Source organism: Plesiocystis pacifica SIR-1, from assembly GCF_000170895.1.
Taxonomy (GTDB): domain Bacteria; phylum Myxococcota_A; class Polyangia; order Nannocystales; family Nannocystaceae; genus Plesiocystis; species Plesiocystis pacifica.
The window spans coordinates 35,016-52,877 of sequence record NZ_ABCS01000072.1 but is presented as its reverse complement, the minus strand read 5'-3'; the positions used below and the strand labels follow the sequence as shown (position 1 = coordinate 52,877).

The 17,862-nt window shown below is 71.3% G+C and carries 14 protein-coding genes and 2 pseudogenes; 6 read left to right on the top strand and 10 right to left on the bottom strand.

Annotated elements, in window-relative coordinates; all coding sequences use genetic code 11:
- The 6 genes and pseudogenes from PPSIR1_RS50340 to PPSIR1_RS28830 form a co-directional block, all read right to left on the bottom strand.
- Window positions 1-298, bottom strand: a pseudogene (locus tag PPSIR1_RS50340) (hypothetical protein); the annotation flags it as partial.
- A gap of 57 nt (window positions 299-355) precedes the next feature.
- Window positions 356-1,480, bottom strand: a complete 1,125-nt coding sequence (locus PPSIR1_RS28850; protein WP_006974740.1) for a pyridoxal phosphate-dependent aminotransferase — start codon at window positions 1,478-1,480, stop codon at window positions 356-358.
- Complete coding sequence (hisD, locus tag PPSIR1_RS28845; RefSeq protein ID WP_006974739.1) at window positions 1,477-2,889, bottom strand: histidinol dehydrogenase; 1,413 nt, start codon at window positions 2,887-2,889, stop codon at window positions 1,477-1,479. Before hisD ends, PPSIR1_RS28850 begins: the two co-directional genes overlap by 4 nt.
- A 70-nt stretch (window positions 2,890-2,959) precedes the next feature.
- Window positions 2,960-4,384, bottom strand: coding sequence for a monooxygenase (locus PPSIR1_RS28840; protein ID WP_006974738.1), 1,425 nt, complete (start codon window positions 4,382-4,384; stop codon window positions 2,960-2,962).
- A 19-nt stretch (window positions 4,385-4,403) separates the two neighbouring features.
- Window positions 4,404-4,997, bottom strand: a complete 594-nt coding sequence (locus PPSIR1_RS28835; protein ID WP_045116942.1) for a hypothetical protein — start codon at window positions 4,995-4,997, stop codon at window positions 4,404-4,406.
- 59 nt (window positions 4,998-5,056) lie between these two features.
- A complete protein-coding gene (locus PPSIR1_RS28830; RefSeq protein WP_157596081.1) occupies window positions 5,057-5,581 on the bottom strand; it encodes a hypothetical protein in 525 nt (174 codons plus the stop codon).
- A 228-nt stretch (window positions 5,582-5,809) separates the two neighbouring features.
- On the opposite strand from PPSIR1_RS28830, the gene PPSIR1_RS28825 reads away from it, so the two are divergent.
- Complete coding sequence (locus PPSIR1_RS28825) at window positions 5,810-7,366, top strand: hypothetical protein (RefSeq protein WP_006974735.1); 1,557 nt, start codon at window positions 5,810-5,812, stop codon at window positions 7,364-7,366.
- 3 nt (window positions 7,367-7,369) lie between these two features.
- Here the strand turns inward: PPSIR1_RS28825 and PPSIR1_RS28820 are convergent, their stop codons facing one another.
- Together PPSIR1_RS28820 and PPSIR1_RS28815 are read right to left on the bottom strand one after the other, a co-directional pair.
- Window positions 7,370-8,080 carry a hypothetical protein gene (locus tag PPSIR1_RS28820; protein ID WP_006974734.1) on the bottom strand — a complete coding sequence of 237 codons (711 nt, stop codon included), beginning with the start codon at window positions 8,078-8,080 and terminating at the stop codon, window positions 7,370-7,372.
- A 151-nt stretch (window positions 8,081-8,231) separates the two neighbouring features.
- Complete coding sequence (locus tag PPSIR1_RS28815; RefSeq protein ID WP_006974733.1) at window positions 8,232-9,551, bottom strand: UDP-glucose dehydrogenase family protein; 1,320 nt, start codon at window positions 9,549-9,551, stop codon at window positions 8,232-8,234.
- 274 nt (window positions 9,552-9,825) lie between these two features.
- On the opposite strand from PPSIR1_RS28815, the gene PPSIR1_RS28810 reads away from it, so the two are divergent.
- A complete protein-coding gene (locus tag PPSIR1_RS28810) occupies window positions 9,826-11,754 on the top strand; it encodes a hypothetical protein (protein WP_006974732.1) in 1,929 nt (642 codons plus the stop codon).
- 57 nt (window positions 11,755-11,811) lie between these two features.
- Here PPSIR1_RS28810 and PPSIR1_RS51325 read toward each other — a convergent pair.
- A pseudogene (locus PPSIR1_RS51325) lies at window positions 11,812-12,045 on the bottom strand (ECF-type sigma factor); the annotation flags it as partial.
- A gap of 389 nt (window positions 12,046-12,434) precedes the next feature.
- Between PPSIR1_RS51325 and PPSIR1_RS28805 the strand changes: the two are divergent.
- From PPSIR1_RS28805 to PPSIR1_RS28790, 4 genes are all read left to right on the top strand, one after another.
- A complete protein-coding gene (locus tag PPSIR1_RS28805; protein WP_053335445.1) occupies window positions 12,435-13,442 on the top strand; it encodes a nucleotidyltransferase family protein in 1,008 nt (335 codons plus the stop codon).
- Window positions 13,443-13,726: 284 nt separating this feature from the next.
- On the top strand, window positions 13,727-14,173 hold the full coding sequence (locus PPSIR1_RS28800) for an Hsp20/alpha crystallin family protein (RefSeq protein ID WP_006974730.1): 447 nt from the start codon (window positions 13,727-13,729) through the stop codon (window positions 14,171-14,173).
- 64 nt (window positions 14,174-14,237) lie between these two features.
- Window positions 14,238-14,546, top strand: a complete 309-nt coding sequence (locus PPSIR1_RS28795) for an Hsp20/alpha crystallin family protein (RefSeq protein ID WP_006974729.1) — start codon at window positions 14,238-14,240, stop codon at window positions 14,544-14,546.
- 130 nt (window positions 14,547-14,676) lie between these two features.
- Complete coding sequence (locus tag PPSIR1_RS28790) at window positions 14,677-16,896, top strand: PAS domain-containing protein (protein ID WP_006974728.1); 2,220 nt, start codon at window positions 14,677-14,679, stop codon at window positions 16,894-16,896.
- Window positions 16,897-17,349: 453 nt separating this feature from the next.
- Here PPSIR1_RS28790 and moaB read toward each other — a convergent pair whose 3' ends face one another.
- Complete coding sequence (gene moaB / locus PPSIR1_RS28785) at window positions 17,350-17,859, bottom strand: molybdenum cofactor biosynthesis protein B (protein WP_006974727.1); 510 nt, start codon at window positions 17,857-17,859, stop codon at window positions 17,350-17,352.
- Between the last annotated feature and the right edge of the window lie 3 nt (window positions 17,860-17,862).

Sequence of the window (17,862 nt, the reverse complement as noted above, 5' to 3'; positions counted from 1 at the left end):
GGCGCTTGGGCGGCTCCTTGCGCTGGGGGATCCGACCCCCTTGCCCCTTTTGTGCCCGTCGTGGTGCGGAGGCTCGGGGCTCCGACTCGAGAGGGGGGCGGTCTTTTTGGGGGGCGGGATTCGTCTTCGACTGGGGGGCCGCTCGGGACGTTAGTGGGTGTTGGGTCGGTCTGCGCGGTCTGAAGTCGTCGAGGACGTGGACTCGTTGGCCGAGCTCGTCGTCGTCGCCGAAGCTGTCGTCGATGACGGCTTCGGTGGTGTCGAGCAGCGTGGTCCGCAGGCTCTCGTCCTCGACCATCTCGGCAGCTCCCGAGGGTCAGGGGCGTGCCGCGACGGGGATCGAGCGACGCGAGTTTTAACCGCGGCCCAGGGCGGCCTCGAGGCGGTCGAGGTCCCCGTCCGTCCCCACGCTCACGCGCACGCAGCCGGCCAGCGCGGGGGTCTTGGTCAGGTCCTTGATGAGCACGCCGGCCTCGGCGAGGGTCGCGCGAAGGGCCAGGGCGCGCGCGGTCGAGGGCAGGCGGACGAGCACGAAGTTGGCGTGGGCGGGGAAGACCTCGGCCTCGGGGACGGAGCCGAGCAGGGTCACGAGGCGCCCGCGGTTGGCGATGGTCTTGGCGACGAGCTGGTCCTGCACGTCGGCGAAGCGGGTCAGCACGGTCTCGGCCAGGGCGATGCTGGTCTGCGAGACGTTGTAGGGGTGGCGGACCTTGTCGAGGGCGAGGGCGAGGTCGGGGTGGGCGACGCAGTAGCCCACGCGCAGGGCGGCCAGGCCGACCTTGGACAGGGTCGCCATGTGCACGTAGTTGTCCGGCGGCGGGCCCTCCCAAGCGCCCCAGAAGCTCTCGCCCGGGGCGTAGGCCGTGTAGGCCTCGTCGATCACGAACACGGTGTCGGGGAAGTCGGCGATGAGGTCCTGGACGACCTGCCGCGACCACAGCGAGGAGGTCGGGTTGTTGGGGCGGGCGAGGAAGCAGATCGCGGCGCCGCGTTCAGAGCCCGAACCTTCCTGCGGCCCCAGGGCGGCGCGCATGGCCGGCTCGTCGAGCTCGAAGCGGGCGTCGAGGGGCACCTCGACCACGGGCACGCCGAGCACGGCGGCGCAGTGGGCGTACATCACGAAGGTCGGCGTGGGGATGACGAGGTGGCCGCCGGCGCCGGGCTGCTCGGACGGCTTCGTCTGAGACAGGGCCGTGAGCAGCATGGAGATGACCTCGTCGGAGCCGTTGCCGATGACGACCTGCCGGGGCTCGCAGCCGTGGCGCTGGGCCAGGACGTGGCGGAGCGTGCGGCCGGAGGTGTCGGGGTAGCGGTTGAACTCGAGCTCGCCGCGCACGACCTCGGCGAGGGCCTCGCGGACCTCGGCGGGCCAGGGCTCGGCGCACTCGTTGGCGTGCATGCGGCTCGGGGCCGTGGACGGGGGCACGTCGTAGACGCTCAGGGCGTCGAGGGAGGCCCGCAGGTGCTGACGCCAGCTCACGCGGCACCTCCGACCTTGGCCTGGACGTTGACCGGGTCCGTGCGCAGGCGCTGCTCGACGGCGCGGGCGTGGCCCTCGAGGCCCTCGGCCCGGGCGAGGGTCGTGATCGCGTCGGCCTGGGCGCGCAGGGCTTTGGGGCCGAGCTCGAGCACGCTGGTGTAGCGGACGAAGTCCCAGCAGCCCACGGGCGAGGAGAAGCGGGCGCCGCCGGCCGTGGGCAGCACGTGGCTCGGGCCGGCCGTGTAGTCGCCGGCGGCCTCGGGGGTCCACGGGCCCACGAAGATCGCCCCGGCGCGGTGGATCTGGGCGGCGAGCTCGGCGGGGGAGTCGACGAGCAGCTCGAGGTGCTCGGGGGCGTAGGCGTCGGCCTCCCGGGCGAGGGCGGCTCGATCGTCGACGATCACCGCGGCGCCCTGGTCCCGCAGGGCCGCGATCGCGATGGCCCGGCGGGGGAGGTCGGCGAGCTGCTGGTGGAGCGCGGCGTCGACCCGGGCGGGGAGCGAAGGATCGCTGCACAGCAGCACGGGCGAGGCCTGGACGTCGTGCTCGGCCTGGCTGATGAGGTCGGCGGCGACCAGGGCCGGGTCCGCGCTCGCGTCGGCGACGACGAGGATCTCCGAGGGCCCGGCGATGGAGTCGATGTCGCAGCGCCCGAACACCAGGCGCTTGGCCGCGGTCACGTAGGCGTTGCCGGGGCCGACGATCTTGTCGACGCGGGGCAAGGTCGCGGTCCCGAAGGCGACGGCGGCGATGGCCTGGGCGCCGCCGATCTGGAACACCCGATCGACCCCGGCCAGGGCGGCCGCCGCGAGCACCACGGGGCTCGGGCGCGGGGTCAGGAGGACGACCTCGGCGACGCCGACGACCTTGGCGGGGATCGCCGCGTGCAGCACCGAGGAGGGGTAGGCGGCGGTGCCCCCGGGGGCGTAGACGGCCACGCGCTGCAGGGGCGCGACGCGGCTGGCGAGGTACTCGGTGGCTCGCTCGTCGCCGGCCGCGGACTCCGGCGGGGCGATCTGGCCGGTGCTGACCAGGGCCTGGGCCTGCACGGCGTGGAAGCGGCGGACTCGCTCGGCGGCGGCCTCGAGGGCGGCGCGGGTCGGCGCGTCGAGGGCCTCGAGGGCGGCGCGGGCTTTGCCCATGGGCACCTCGAAGTCGGCGGCGGTCAGCCGCCGGCTCTCGAAGCGCTCGGTCAGCTCGATGATCGCCTCGTCGCCCTCGGTCCGGACGTGGGCGATGATCGCCTTGGCCGCCGCGTCGGCGTCTCCGTCGAGGCCAAAGGAGCGCTCGCACAGCCCCCGCCAGCGCCCCTGAAGCTCGGCGAGGCGCTCGGCCTCGCCGCCCGCGCGGAGGTCGAGGACCCTCAGGCCCGCGAATTGCTCCGCCGTCGCCGCTGTCGTGTCACTCATTGGGCGCGGAGAGTAGCAGTTTGCGTCCCCGCGCCCGACCCCGCACGCGCGGTGGATTCGAGAAGGCCGTTCAGGGCACGAAGTAGAGCCCCGCGAGGCACATCTCGTTGTGCGTTCCCCACCCGGGATAGATGGGCTCGGGGGAGCCGGTGGTGTCGTAGGTGCAGGTCACCTCGATGCGGTGCCCCGGGAGCAGGGCGATCGGTTGCTCGTAGAAGTAGTAGAGCTGCCAGCCGAAGTCCCAGCGCGGCACGTCCCCGACACACGCGACCTCCTGGCCCTCGGGGTCGAGGATGCGCGCGGTGAGCGAGACGCCGTAGTCGTGCATGTGCGGGAAGAAGCCCCACAGCTGCGTCTGCTCCGAGCCCGGCGCGATGTACCAGTCCGTCGGCACCTCCCAGGTGAAGCTGACCGCGTCCTCGCCCACGGGCAGGGCGACGGGATCTTCGAACAGCGTGTCGAGGAAGCCGTCGGGCACGTCGAAGTAGCCTTGCTTGGCGACCTCGTCGGCGTAGCGCAGGCGGATCGCCGTGCTGTCGCTCTGCCCGATGAGCGCGGTGTTGGCCATGTTGTAGTGCATCTGCACGACGTACTGGTCCCCCGCGCCGACCCGGTAGCCGGAGTCGTCGGGGAACTCGACCACGCCCTGGCCCGGGGCCCAGGTCACGGGCACGCCCTCGGCCGCGACGCCCTCGCCGGCCAGGCCAAAGCAGGGCCAGCCCAGGCGATCCGGCGACTCCTCGTCGAGGGCGGTCATCACCTCGGCGTTGCTCATGCCGGGGATGTCCGACTCGCCCTCGGGGCTCACGGGGATCAGCAGGGCGTGGTGGACGAGGGCCTCGTTGCCCGGGAACACCTCGTAGCCGGTCATGAAGGTGTCGGCGTCGAGCTCGGGGTCGATGAGGAAGCAGCGGTACTCGTCGAACTCCGAGAAGACGCCGCCCTCGGGCTCGGGGATGAACTCCGGGGTGTGGACCTCGTCGCTGACCACGTCGAGGCCCGGGAGCTCGGGCACGCTGAGGTCGTCGCGGGGCGTGCCCTCGGGGGTGCCGTCCTCGACCCAGGCCAAGATGGTGTCGATCTGCTCCTGGTCGAGGGCGCGGGAGTCGGCCCACTCGCCGCAGCTGCCGTCGGAGGTCACCAGCCACGGCGGCATCACCCGGTTGTCGACGGCGTGGGCCGAGGCCGCGGCCCAGGTCGAGGCGGTCGCGTAGTCGTCGAGCACGAACGGCCCGATGCCCCCCTCGCGGTGGCAGCTGACGCAGGACTCGTAGTAGATGGGCGCGACGTCCTGCCAGAAGGTCACGAGCGCTTCGCCCGTGTCGCCGTGATCGCCGTGGTCTCCGTGGTCGCCGTGATCGCCGTGGGTGTCCGACTCGCCGGCCTCGTCGTCGCCGCTGGGATCTTCGCCCTTGCACGCAGTCGCAGCGGCGAGGGCAAAGAGCGCCGCGAGGGCGGGGATGGCCAGGGATGGGGTGCGTGGGTGGTGGTGCATGCGGGTCTCCGGGTTCGCCTCATGGGCAGCTCGCGGCGCGCTCGACCAGCTCGAGGCTGGCGAGGGTCCACGAGTTCTGTCCGTGGTTGTGCAGGTGGAAGGTCACGGTCGCGCCGGCCTCGGCGTCGATGGGGCTGACAAACTCGAGGCGCCGGGCGTCCGAGGGCCCGGGCACGGCGACCTCGAGCTCCCACGCGAGGGCGCCGTCGATGAGCACGGCGAGGTGGGCGGTGGCGGGCTCGTGGGCGATGAGCGCCTGCCACCACAGCTCGACGGCCAGGGTGTCACCAGCCGACACCGACTCGGCGAGGGCCTGGTCGACGCTCAGGTAGTTGCAGCCCGCGGTCCGGACCTCGAACAGCCCGTACTCCTCGCCCCACGCGTCGAGGTTGCACACGACGGTCTCGGGGCGGTGCGTGACGAGGGGATCGGTGTGCGCGGGCGTGGGCCGCCAGCCCTCGGCGAAGGCCAGGGGCAGGTCGAGCTCGGCGGATCCGTCGCCGGCTCCGGCCACGCACGCGGCTTCATCGTCGCCGTGGCCAGGGGCATCACAGGCGAGCGAGAGCAGGGCCGAGGCTGCGAGGGCGAAGGGGTGCGGGCTGCGGCGGAGCATGAGGGCGCGTCGGCCCTCGAACACCGCGCGCGCGCGGATGTGTCACCGCATTCGCCCGCTCAGGGCTTGGGCACGCAGATCCGGGTCGTGACCACGTTGTCCGGGTCGTCGGGATCGGGCGCCACGTAGACCCCGTTGCGGCCGGTGTTCTCGCACGAGTAGTTGTCCCGGCAGTCCGCGTCGGACTTGCACTCGCGCCGGCAGCTGGTCTGCGCCCGGAGCTCGTCGCCGCACAGGCCCTCGGGTAGGCACACCTCGTGGGGCAGGCAGTCGTCGGTGCTGCGGTCTTCCTCGACGGGGTCGCAGACCACCGAGGCGAACTCGCTGGCGTAGACCTTGATGCACACGGCCTCGTTGGGGCACACGCCGAAGCTGCAGTTCTCGAGGGTGCACTCGCCCTGGTTGCCCGGGTCGTTGGGCGCGTTCGAGACGTCGCAGGACAGGGTGCCCTGGAGGCCGCAGTCGATGGTGCGGCGGCAGGGATCGCCGACCTCGGGCTGGCAACCCGCGAGCAAAGCCAGCAGGGCGCTCACCAGCGCAGCAGGCGCGAAGCTCGTGGTCGCTCGCAGGCGCGAACTCGACATGTGCGCAGCACCGGCCGAGGGGGCGGGAGCGCGGGGGGTGCGTGTGTACAGGTCCCTCATCGGGTGCGGCGGAGTGTAGTCGCCCGATCCCCACTTCGTCCAATCGATCGCTCCACCTGGGGGCCATGCCACCGCGTGTGATCGGCGTCGACGGCGAGTTTCGATAGATCTGCGAGTCCTGGGCGCGTACCCTGGCTCACGCGCAGCCGACTGGCCGCGAATCGCCCCGTGAACCTCGACGAGTTCCTACGCGCCCTCGAGACCCTGATCGACGATCGGGAGGCTGACGACGACGACCCCGGTGAGGGCAACTTCAACTGTGAAGACTGCCGGGCCTGCAACAACTGCCGCTTTTGCGTGGGCTGTGACTCTTGCGAGGACTGCACCTACTGCGAAGAGTCGATCGAGTGCACGAGCTGTACCCAGTCCAAGCGCTGCGTCACCTGTGAGCGGGTCAGCTACTGCGAGGATTGTCGGGACTGCAAGCACTCCCGCTACCTGACCCTGTGCGTGGGCTGCACCAACTGCGTGCACTGCCTGGCCTGCGTGGGCATCGACGGCGGGGAGTTCTTCGTGCTCAACCAAAAACGGACGCGCAAGGAGTACTTCGCGATCCTCCGCCAGGTCCAAGAGCGCATGGCCGACCGCATGGTCGCCGGCTGGCGGCCGCCCGGCATCGGCCTGGCCAGCGAGATCGTCGACGTCGCGACCGCGACCCGCGACTCGCCGCTGAGCGCCGCGCCCTGGCTCGACGAGCTCGCCGGCCTCGTGGGCCCGGCCCCGGTCGACGTCGCCGAGGAGGCCCCCACGGAGGCCGTCGAGCGCGAGGTGTCGGAGCCGCTGCTGGCCGCGGCCACCACCAAGCCTGCGCCGCGCTCCGAAGAGCGCTGGTCCGAGCGCGTGCGCGAGCGCAGCGAGGCCGGCCGTCGCCGGGATCGGGACATCCGCGGGACCGAGCGAGAGCGGGAGCCGCTTGGCGACCTGCGTCGGGATCCCCTGGCCCAGCCCATCGACGACGACCTGGCCATCGACCCGGACACCTTCGATCGGCCCCGCCGCGATCGGGGTCGCTCGACCCGGGAGCGCGACCGCCTCGACGTCGACCTGGACTGGCGCGAGCGCCCGAACCCCCGGGACTACGGCCGCTCGCGCCGACCCGAGGGCGAGCTCCGGCCGGCCGGCAGCTACGACCTGGGTCCCGCCTCCGACGAGGAAGAGGGCTGGACCACCGAGCGCTACGACAGCCGCCAGGGCCGGCGCTACGACTCCCGAGAGGACCGTCGACCCGCGAGCCGCCGCCCCGCGCCGGGGGCTAGCGATGGTTGGGCGGACGAGGACGTCGTCGTGTCTCGGGGGCGCGACGAGGAGCGGACCCGTCCCTTCGACGGCGGACGCGACGGCGAGGGGTCCGGCTCCTCGCGCCCGGCCTGGGAAGACAGCCGCGAGGCGACGGTCGCCCGAGCGCGACCCCGGGAGCCTCGCCGCGACGATCGCAGCAGCGCCCGCAAGCGAGACCGCCGACCCGCCGATGACGCGCCCGCGGCCAAGGAGCGCGAGCCCTCCTCGCCCTGGCTCGACGACGAGCGCTCCAAGCCCGGGCGCTCGGCCAAGCGCAACAGCCTGCGCCGGGCCGGCCGACCCAAGCGCCAGCCCAGCGGCGAGCGAGGCGACGGCTCGAAGGAGTCGAGCGGCTCCTACCGCACCGGCAGCGCGCCCAAGCAGGACCGGCCGAGCGACGCGACCCACACGGGCCTGCGCACGGGTCGCAAGCCCAAGCGGCGCTGAGCTTCAGCCACAGTTCGCGCTGGACACCAGGAAGCCCCACTGCCCGCCGAACAGCGGGTGGTCGAGGTCATCGAAGTTGACGCCGAATTCGTCGTCCAGCCCGTCGTTGGGCTCGACGGTCACCGTGCCCGCGAGCACCGGGGTCTGCTCGATCACCTCGTCGACGCAAAAGCACCCGTCCGGGCCCTGGTCGTGGTCCCACTCCTCGACGATGACCAGCGTCGCCACGCCGTCGGCGAGGGAGTAGGTCCCGGGCTCGAGGTTGGGGATGGTCAAGAGGGCGTCGTAGTCGTCGTAGTCGCACAGATCGTTGGGATCGGGTGACACGGACTCGTCGCATTCGTAGGGCAGGGAGCTCAGCCGGATCGTGTTCCCGTCGATGACCCTGGCGAAGAAGTCCGGGATGTTGTCGGTGCAGCCCACGGGCGGGGCTTCGTCGTCGGCGGCGTCGGTGACTTCGTCTGACCAGGTCTCGCCTTCGCTGCTCTCGCTCTCGCTCTCAGTCTCGGTCTCGGTCTCGCTCTCGTCGGTCGTGGTCGCGGGCCCGTCGTCGCTCGTGACCTCGGAGCTCTCGTCGGCTTCGTCGTCGGTCGCGGGCGTCGTCTCGCCGATGTCCTCCTCTCCGCCCTCTTGGGTGACGGGGGCGCAGGCGAGGGCGGAGAACGCGAGGCTGCCGGCGAGTCCGAGCTTCAGGGTGACCGAGCAAAGTTTCATGTAGATGCAGTGGCGCCCGCGCCTGGTTTCGATCAGCGGAGGCCGTGTCTGCGAGCACTTGGCACTCTGGACCTGAGACAAACGCGAAGAGGGACGCACCGCAGCGGTGCATCCCCCTTTCGACCCTGTTCGAGTCGTCGCGCGGTGGCGATTAGCGGCCGATGCCGGAGTAGCTGAAGCCGAGGCCCTCGAGGTGCTCGCGGCTCCACTGGTTGCGCCCGTCAAACAGCGCCTTGCCGGCCATGATCTCCCCGAGGCGCCCAAAGTCCGGGCTCCGGAACTGCCGCCACTCGGTGGTCAGGACCAGGGCGTCGGCGCCCTTGGCCGCGTCGTAGGGGTCCTTGCAGAACTCGATGCCGAAGTTCTCGACGCTGTCGCCGAGGGCGTTCATGAAGTTCGGGCCGGCCTCGGGGTCGGTGAGCCGCAGCTTGGCGCCGTCGCTGGCCAGGGAGCGGACGATGCTCAGGGCCGGGGCCTCGCGGATGTCGTCGGTGTTGGGCTTGAAGGCCAGGCCCCACACGGCGATGGTCTTGCCGGCGATGTCGCCCCCGAAGTGGTTGCGGACCTTGCGGACCAGCACGAGCTTTTGGGCCTCGTTGATGCGGTCGGCCGAGGCGACGATCGACATCGACATGCCGTGCTCGCGGGCGGTGCGGATCAGCGCGCGGGTGTCCTTGGGGAAGCACGAGCCGCCGTAGCCCACGCCGGGGTAGAGGAACTTGTTGCCGATGCGCGCGTCGGAGCCCATGCCCCGGCGGACCTCCTCGACGTCGGCCCCGACGGCGTCGCACAGGTTGGCGACGTCGTTGATGAACGAGATGCGCGCGGCGAGGTAGGCGTTGGCGGCGTACTTGGTCAGCTCGGCCGAGCGCGGGCTCATGAAGAACAGGCGCTCGTTGGTGCGGAAGAAGGGCTGGTAGAGGCGCTGGAGGATGTCGCGGGCGCGCTCGTCATCGCTGCCGACGATGACCCGGTCGGGGTGCATGAAGTCCTGGACCGCCACGCCCTCCTTGAGGAACTCGGGGTTGGAGGCGACGGTGTAGTCCGCGTCGGGGGCGAGGTCGGCGATGATCCGCGTGACCCGCTCGGCCGTGCCCACGGGCACGGTGCTCTTGTTGACGACCACGGTGAAGCCGTCGATGTGCGGGGCGATGTCGCGGGCGGCCTGGAACAGGTAGTCGAGCTTGGGCGCGCCGTCGGTGCCGCCCGTGGGGGTGCCCACGGCCAGGAAGACGACCTCGGCGTGCTTGGCCGCGTCGGCGTTGCTGGTCGTGAAGTGCAGCCGGCCCGCCTCGACGTTGCGCTTGACCAGGGGCTCGAGGCCGGGCTCGTAGATCGGGATGATCCCGTCCTTCAGCCCCGCGATCTTGGCTTCGTCGATGTCCGCGCAGACGACGTCGTTGCCGTGATCCGCGAAGGCGGCGGCTGCGACGAGGCCCACGTATCCCGTGCCGATGACGCTGACTTTCATTTGGACGCGGAGGGTACGACAATGGGGCTGCGGCTGCCACGCGAGCCGCGTGAGCGCGCGCGGGCGGAACCTCGAAGCGCCGAGCCTGTCGACTCGAGAGCGCCGTGGTGCAAGCCTTCAAAGCCCAACTCATCCATCGTCCTGGCTCGTTCGGAGCGCAACGCCCAACGGGAGGGCGCGCATGAGCGAGCACGACGACACCGGCGACGGGCCGGGTGAAGGCCCGGAAGACTCGAAAGCTGCACCTGACAGTGTGGGGGAGGACACCTCTGCAGTGAGTGCAAAGGACGACGCGAAGGCGGACTGGGCCGACGCCGCGGGGGTCTCGGGCGAGCACGTGTTCACCGGGGATCGCGCTCCGGGCATGCACCGCGCCCTGATGATCCTCGGACCCGTCGGGCTGGCCCTGGCGATCGGGGCGAGCCTGTGGAGCTCGAGCCGGCAGATCACCCACTCGGTCAACGTCCAGGTCGAGTCGACCTGGGAGCGCGGCGAGCCCCTCGGCCTGCGCGCCCAGGTCCTCGGCGCGGACGTGCGCGCCGTCCCCCTCGAGGTCGGCGTGGCCGCGACCTTCACCGACGCCGCCGGAGGTGCCCACGAGCTGGGCCCGCTCGCGCCCGTGGAGGACGGCCTGTCCCAGCTCAGCTTCGTCGTGCCCGAAGGCGTGGCCCTCGGCGAGGGCGAGCTGCTGCTGAGCTTCGAGGGCGGCGTGGGCAAGGACAAGGCCGGGCAAAAGGTCCGCTACCCGGCCTTCGAAGAGCGGTTGGCCATCTCCGTGCTCGAGCAGCGCGGGGCCGCGCGCGGCGAGCAGGTCGTCGCCCGGCACATGCTGCAGTGGGCCGACGACAGCGACGAGCAGCCCGAGGGCCTGCGCGTCGATCTGCGCCCCGAGGGCCGCCTGCTCGCCGGCTTCCACAACCGCGTGTTCGTGCGCGTGACCGACGTGGCCGGCAAGCCGTGGGCGCCCAAGCACGTCGAGGCGCGGGTGCAGGTCGTGCTGATCTCCGGGGAGTTCGGGACCAAGGTCGGGACCCTCGACGAGTCGCCGGTGCTCTACGAGGGGCCGCTGGACTCCCTGGGTCTGGCCAGCTTCGTCGGCGAGCTGCACTCGGACGTGGTCCGCTTCGAGGTCCGGCTGCCGGCCGACGTCGCGCCCAAGCCAGCGCCCGTCGAGGGCGAAGGTGAAGGCGAGACCGAGGGCGAGGAGGCAAAGCCCGAGGAGGCGAAGCCCGAGGAGGCGAAGCCGGCCTTCGACGGCCCCAAGCGCCGGCTTCGCTTCGTCAGCCACGCGGGCACCGTGCGCATCCACGCGTCCACCGACCTCGCCAAGCCCGGCGACACCGTGCGCGTCGACGTCGAGGCCCTCAGCGCCCGCCGGCCCGTGTTCGTCGACGTCCACGGCCCCAGCGGCTCGTGGCTCGACACCCTCACGCCGCCGCTGCGCGTGCCCCAAGAGCGCGACTGGCAGCTGCCCGAGCACTTCGGGGGCGCGGTGGTGGAAGCGGGCGAGGCGAAGGAAGGCCAGGGCTTCGTGCAGTTCGAGGCCTACCAGAGCGTCCTGCGCCCCGAGACCTCCTCGGCCATCGCCCGCGTCCAGGTCTTCGACGGTGAGCCGCGCGACGCCCTGGTCCCGCTCATCGAGCGCCAGCGCGAGCAGCTCGACCTCCCGCGCGTCGACAAGGCCTTCGAGATCGGCCGGGAGAAGACCTACCTGAGCCACGTCGAGAAGCAGCGCCCCAGCCTCGACGCCGGGGAGCTCGACCAGGCCCGGGCCTTTTTGATCGGCTCCCTCGAGGCGGTGGTCCATGGCCCGCCCCAGGCCCTGACCACCCGCCCCCGCGAGGAGGAGCAGCTCGCCGCCTTCAAGCGGCGCTGGACCGTCGGCATCCGCTGGTTCCTGCTCGGCGGCGGCTTGTCGTTCATCCTGACCATGGTCGTGATGGTCTGGCGCAACCAGACCCGGCTCGAGGCCCAGACCACGGCCGCGCTGCTGGCCGAGGCCCGAGAGAGCGGCAAGGAGCTGGGTCACCTGCGCGTGGTCTCGGCGACGGAGCTGCCCGAGGAGCTCCGCGAGGAGCAGGCCCTGGCGATCAGCCACGCCCGCCGTCAGGTCCTGGGCCGCGGCTTGCTGACGATCGGGCTGATGGTCGCGACCTTGCTGCTGACCATGGCCATGCTCGAGAGCCTGGTCTGGGAGTATTGAGGGGCGAACCCACGACTTGGGGACGGCCGGGGAGCCCTGCTCGAGGTTGAGCTCGCGGGCGATGAAGGCTCGGGCGTAGCGCCACTTGCGGGCGACGGTGCGCCGCGAGAGCTCCATGGCCTCGGCGGTCTCGTCGAGGGTCAGGCCGCCAAAGGCCCGGATCACGAACACCTCCGAGGCGTTGGCGTCGACCTGGTCGAGGCGCTCGAGGGCCGCGTCGACCTCGAGCAGCCCGGGTTGGGCGTCGATGTCGGCGAGTCGCCATCGTCTCGGCGGCGCACCAGCGCGGCATCGTCCACCGCGACCTCAAGCCCTACCGAGAAAGGCAGCCGCCCACGGGTTCAACGCCAGCTGAGTCCGTAGACGACGCTTTCGTGGATCATGGGTCCCGGCGCGGCCGGGGTGGGCGACTGCTAGCAACGATGAGCTCGTTCACGAAGCGATCGAACGAATCGACGCACTCGCTATTCATGAATCGCGCCCGCGCTGGCCTTCGCAAAACTCAACTCGGGGAGCGCGCAGCCGTGGCACGGTCGCGGCCTGCTTTGCGTTGGTGGCCAGCGCGGCGTGGGCGAACGAATTCTCCGTCGCGGGCGGCTGCACGCTGTCCTCGCTGTCCTCGTCGGTGCCCTGAGGCCCACTTTCTCGGACCTCGGGGGCTCCCTGTGTAGAGTCCCGCCATGCCCTCGTCCAAGCCCCCGCGCGCGATGATCCTGGCTGCCGGCTTTGGCACTCGCCTCGGGGCGCTGACCAAGGTTCGGCCCAAGCCCATGCTCCCGATCTGCGGGGCGCCGCTGGTGCGCTGGGCCGTGCTGTGGCTGCGCCACCACGGGGTCCGGGAGATCGTCATCAACCTCCACCACCTCGGCGAGCAGATCCCCGCCGAGCTCGGCGACGGCTCGGCGCTCGGGGTCGAGCTGGCCTACTCCCACGAGGAGGGGCTGATCCTCGGGACCGGCGGCGGCCTGCGCAAGGCCCGGAGCCTGCTCGACGACGGGGAGGACCGGCCGATCGTCGTCGTCAACGGCAAGATCCTGACCGACATCGACCTCGGGGCGGTGCTCGAGACCCACCGCGCGAGCGGGCGCGAGGCGACCATGGTGTTGCGCAATGACGGGGAGGGCGTCTGGGGCGGGAGCCTGGCCGCGGACGCCGACGGCAGCTTGGCGACCTTCCTGGGCCATACCCGCGCCAACGCCCAGCCCGGCGCGCCGATGATGTTCACCGGCGTGCACGTCATGCAGCCGCGCTTTTTGGATCGCGTGCCCGCACAGGGCGAGCAGTGCATCGTGCGGACCGCCTACAAGCAGCTCTTCTTTGAGCACGAGGCGGGCCAGGGCGCGGGCGTGGGCGTCCACGAGCACGCGGGCTATTGGTGGGAGCACTCCACCGTCGAGCGCTACCTCGCGGGGATTCAAAAGGTTCTCCGCGGCGAGGTCGAGCTGCCGTGGGCCGAGCTGCCCGTGCGCGGGGTGGACCCCAGCGCGACGATCGGCGCGGGCGCGGAGATCGACGAGACCGCGTTCGTCGGCCCCAACGCCCGCGTGGGGGCGGGCGCAAAAATTGGCGCCTTTAGTCAGATCGGCGCGGGCGCGGTGGTCGAGGCCGGGGTCACCGTCGAGGGCGCCGTGGTCTGGCCTGGCGCGACCGCGACGACGGATTTGCGGGCCGAGGTTTGCACCGGTTAGGCCCCTAAAGGTGCCTCTACTAGCCACCTCGGCGGGTTCGTGAGGCCCCTCCGGGGTGCCGTCAATTTTGTCGACCGGGCAGGGGTTGACCCCCGAGATGCCGTGCACAGTTTGGGGCGGCGAGCGAGACACGACCCGACGCCGACGCCCTCGGGACCCCTCGCCGCCCCCCGTCGCACGACGCGACACCCCCTCGACCTGGCCCGCTCGACGCAGCCGCTCGGTTCGAGCGCGGGAGAGCCTTGCCCCCAACTCGACACAGCCCAACGAGAAACGAGAGCACCATGTACCGCTTCAACGCCGTCAGCCCCTTCAGCCCCTTCTCTGGCCCCTTCGCCGGGATGGACCTGCTCTTTGACGCCATGTTGCCGCGCCCGGCGAGCAAGACCGGACCCCGCGTCGCGAGCCGCGGCGTGTCCCTCCGCGTTCGCGACGAAGAGCAGGCCTACGTCCTGACCGCCGCGCTCCCGGGCATCGACGCCGAGCAGCTCGAGCTGCAGGTCGGCGAGGACTGGATCGAGATCGCCGCCAAGCGCGAGCTCGCGGTCCCCGAGGGCTACGAGGCCCTCCGCCGCGAGCGCTCGGGCTACGCCTTCAAGCGCCGCCTGCAGCTGCCCAAGCGCGTCGACACCGAGGCGGTCAAGGCCAGCTTCGAAGCCGGCGTGCTGACCATCGAGGCGCCCAAGCGCGGCGAGTCCAGCCCGCGGCAGATCGCCATCGAGGCCGCCTGAGCCCGCCCTAGCCACTCGTCCACCCATCCATCCAAGCTTCCACCGTCTTTCAGGAGTTTCAGCCATGTCCAAGCCCGAGCCCCAGACCGCCCTGCCCACCGTCCGTCCCCTCGTCGACGTGTTCGAGAACGGCAGCGAGTTCCTGCTCGTCGCCGATCTGCCCGGCGTCACCCACGAGGGCCTCGAGCTCCTCGTCGACGAGGGCGAGCTCGCCCTGTCCGCGACCGCGGGGAACCACCGCTACGAGCGACGCTTCGAGCTCGCCGACTCCGTCGACGCGGAGGCCATCGAGGCCAAGCTCGAGCGCGGTGAGCTGCGCGTGCACCTGCCCAAGCGCAGCGAGGCGCAGGTCCGACGCGTTCCCATCCACTGACCCACACACCGAGCGCGCAGTGGCGTGAGGGGCCTCGTCCACCCCTCGCGTCTCGGCGCGGGCCCGCGCAGCCTGTGAGCGGCGCCTTGCGACTCCGCCCGCGCACCTCACGACCCAGTATGATGACGGCGTGCGTCCGGCGATTCGCCTCTCCCTCGCAAACGACAGCCTCGAGTGCGTGGCCGCGAGCGCGAGCGCGAGTCGGTGGCTCGGGTGCGCGCGCGAGGAGCTGATCGGCCGGCCCCTGCGCGCGATCTCGAGGGAGCTCGCCGAGGCCATTGGCCCGCAGCTCGAGGCGCTCGCGCGTCGGGAGCCCGAAGACCTGCAGGTCCTCGAGCTGCCCGTGTCCATGGCGGCGCCGGGCGGCGCTCGGGAGCTGCGCGTGGTCCTGGTCCCCGAGCCGGACACCCTGCTCGTGAGCTGGGCCGAGCTCGAGCAAAGCGAGCGCCAGCGGGCCTTGATGCTCGAGTCGATGACCCACACCAAGCACGGGATCGTGCTGACCGACGCGCGGGGGGTCACCCTGTGGTGCAACCAGGGCTTTACGAAGACCTGCGGCTACACCCTCGAGGAGCTCGTCGGCACGCGCTTGGGTCAGCTGCTCCAGGGCCCCGACACGGACCCCCTCGAGGCCGCGCGGATCCGCGAGTGCGTGCGCCGGGGCGCGGGCTTCGAGACCGAGCTGCTCAACTACGACAAGGCGGGCGAGCCCTACTGGGTCCGCATCGAGGCCGAGCCCTTCGTCGATCGAGACGGCGAGCGCTACTTCCTGGGCATCCAGGTCGACATCACCGCCGAGCGCGAGCGGGCCGAGGCCCTCACGGCCAGCGAGGCCCGGCTGCGCGCGACCCTGACCGCGTCCAAGGACGCGATCTACTGGCTCGAGGCCGCGCGCGATGCGTCCGGGGAGATCGAGGACTTCGAGTTCATCGACGTCAACGAGGCCGTCGAGGCCGAGCTCGGCATGACCCGGGCGCAGCTCATCGGCGAGCGGATCAACGTGCTGTTCCCGATCAACCTCAGCGCGGGCTTCTTCGAGCGCTACAAGGCGGTGGTCGAGACCGGCGAGTCCTACCGCAACGAGTACGAGATCCCCCGGGACGCGGCAGCGTCGGGCTACTACCAGCAGCTGGTCATGAAGATCGGCGACGGCGTGGTGATCTTCAACCGCAACCTGACCGAGGACCGGACCCGGGAGATGGCCCAGCGCCAGTCCCTGCGCATGGCCGCCCTCGGGCGCCTGGCCAGCGGCATCGCCCACGACTTCAACAACGTCCTCGCCGGCATCGGCTTCTCCGCCGAGCTCCTCCAGGCGCGCGTCGAGGACCCCGAGAGCCAGGCGATCATCGCGTCGATCGCCCAGTCCACGATCCGCGCCGGGCACTTCGTCAAGCAGGTCCTGATGTTCGCGCGGCGGACCGAGCGGGACCTCGCGCCCCAGCTCCTCGACGAGGCCTTCGCGGACAGCCTGGCCATGATCGCGCGCAGCATGCCCGCGACCGTCGAGCTCCACATCGAGCTCGCGCCCAGGCTGTGCGTGATGGCGGACGTCGGGCAGCTCGAGCAGCTGATCACCAACCTCGTGACCAACGCGCGCCAGGCCCTCGGCGGCCGCGGAGGCATCTGGGTCGAGCTGCGCGAGCGCTGCCGGGATGCGCTCCCCGAGTCGCAGCGGCCCGCGGACGAGACCGAGCGCTGCGCCGTGCTCAGCGTCCGCGACGACGGCTCGGGCATCGAGCAAGGCGCGCTCGAGCACATCTTCGATCCCTTCTTCACGACCAAGCCCGCCGAGGAGGGGACGGGGCTGGGCCTGTCGATCGTCCACAGCATCGTCGAGGCGCACCGCGGCCGCATCAGCGTGACCAGTCAGGTCGACGTCGGCACGGAGTTCACGGTCAGCTTGCCGCTGATGGCCGCGAGCGCCGAGGCCCAGGACCCCGCCGAAGCGGCCGAGCCGAGCGCTGCCCTCGACGGTCTCGGCGTGCTGCTCGTCGATGACGACGAGTTGATCGTGGAGTCCCTCGGGGCCGCCCTCGAGTTCGCGGGCCACCGCGTCCATGTCTGCTCGGACCCCGCCTGCGCCGTCGATGTCCTGCGCGACCACCCCGGAGAGATCCGCGTCGCGCTCGTCGACCTCAACATGCCCGGGACCACGGGCCTCGAGCTCGCGGCGCAGCTTCGGGCGCAGCAGCCGGGCCTCGTCGTGTGCATGATGACCGGAGACTGGACCCCCCTCGAGGAGGAGGACTTGCGCGCCGCTGGCATCGCCAAGGTCCTGACCAAGCCGTTCACGTCCAAGGAGCTGCAGCGCGAGCTCGGCGAGCTGCTGGGGCCGGAGCGCGCGGTGTAGGGAACTCAGCGGATCGGCCAAGACGAGTTTTGCCCGATCCACTGTCTATTTTAGCCGTCGCGGACGAGGCCACGCCCTCCCTGCCCCACGTCCGCGACTCAGAGACTGTCAACGAATCCACGCCCCCGCTCGCGGGGGCGACCACGAGCCTCCTCGAAGGTACGAACTCCATTGCCCACCAAGCCAAAGCGGAGGAGCGGAGCGACGAAGCGCCCCCGGCCCCAGGCGGCTGTGGGGGCAAAACAAAAGTCAGGGGCAGTGAATGAATCCACAGCCCCTGACTATTTTAGCCGTGGTGGACGAGGCCACGCCGTCAACGAATCCACGCCCCCGCTCGCGGGGGCGACCACGAGCCTCCTCGAAGGTACGAACTCCATTGCCCACCAAGCCAAAGCGGAGGAGCGGAGCGACGAAGCGCCCCGGTCCCAGGCGGCTGTGGGGGCAAAACAGAAGTCAGTAGCGATCCATGAGCTCGACGAAGTTGCACGGCCGGTGCCGGGCGTCGAGCTGTTGGACCAGGATCTTCGTCCACGCCGTCCGGCACGCCCCCGGCGAGCCCGGCAGCGCGAACACCAAAGTGCTCCCGCACAGCCCAGCCGTGGCGCGGCTTTGGATCGTCGAGGTGCCAATCTCCTCGAAGGACAACCACCGGAACAGCTCGCCAAAGCCGGGGATCGCCTTGGTCACCAGGGGCGCGAGGGCCTCGGGCGTGACATCGCGCGCGGTGATGCCGGTGCCGCCCGTGGCCAGGACGACCTGGACGGAGGGATCGGCGATCCACGCCCGGAGTTGAGCCTGGATCGCTTGGATGTCGTCGCGGACGATCGTCCGCGCGGCGAGTGTATGGCCGGCGGCTTGGAGTCCTTCGATGAGAACGGCCCCGCTGCGGTCGTCGTCGAGGGTGCGGGTGTCCGAGACGGTCATCACCGCGATTTGCACCGGCACGAAGGCGCGCTCGCTCATGCG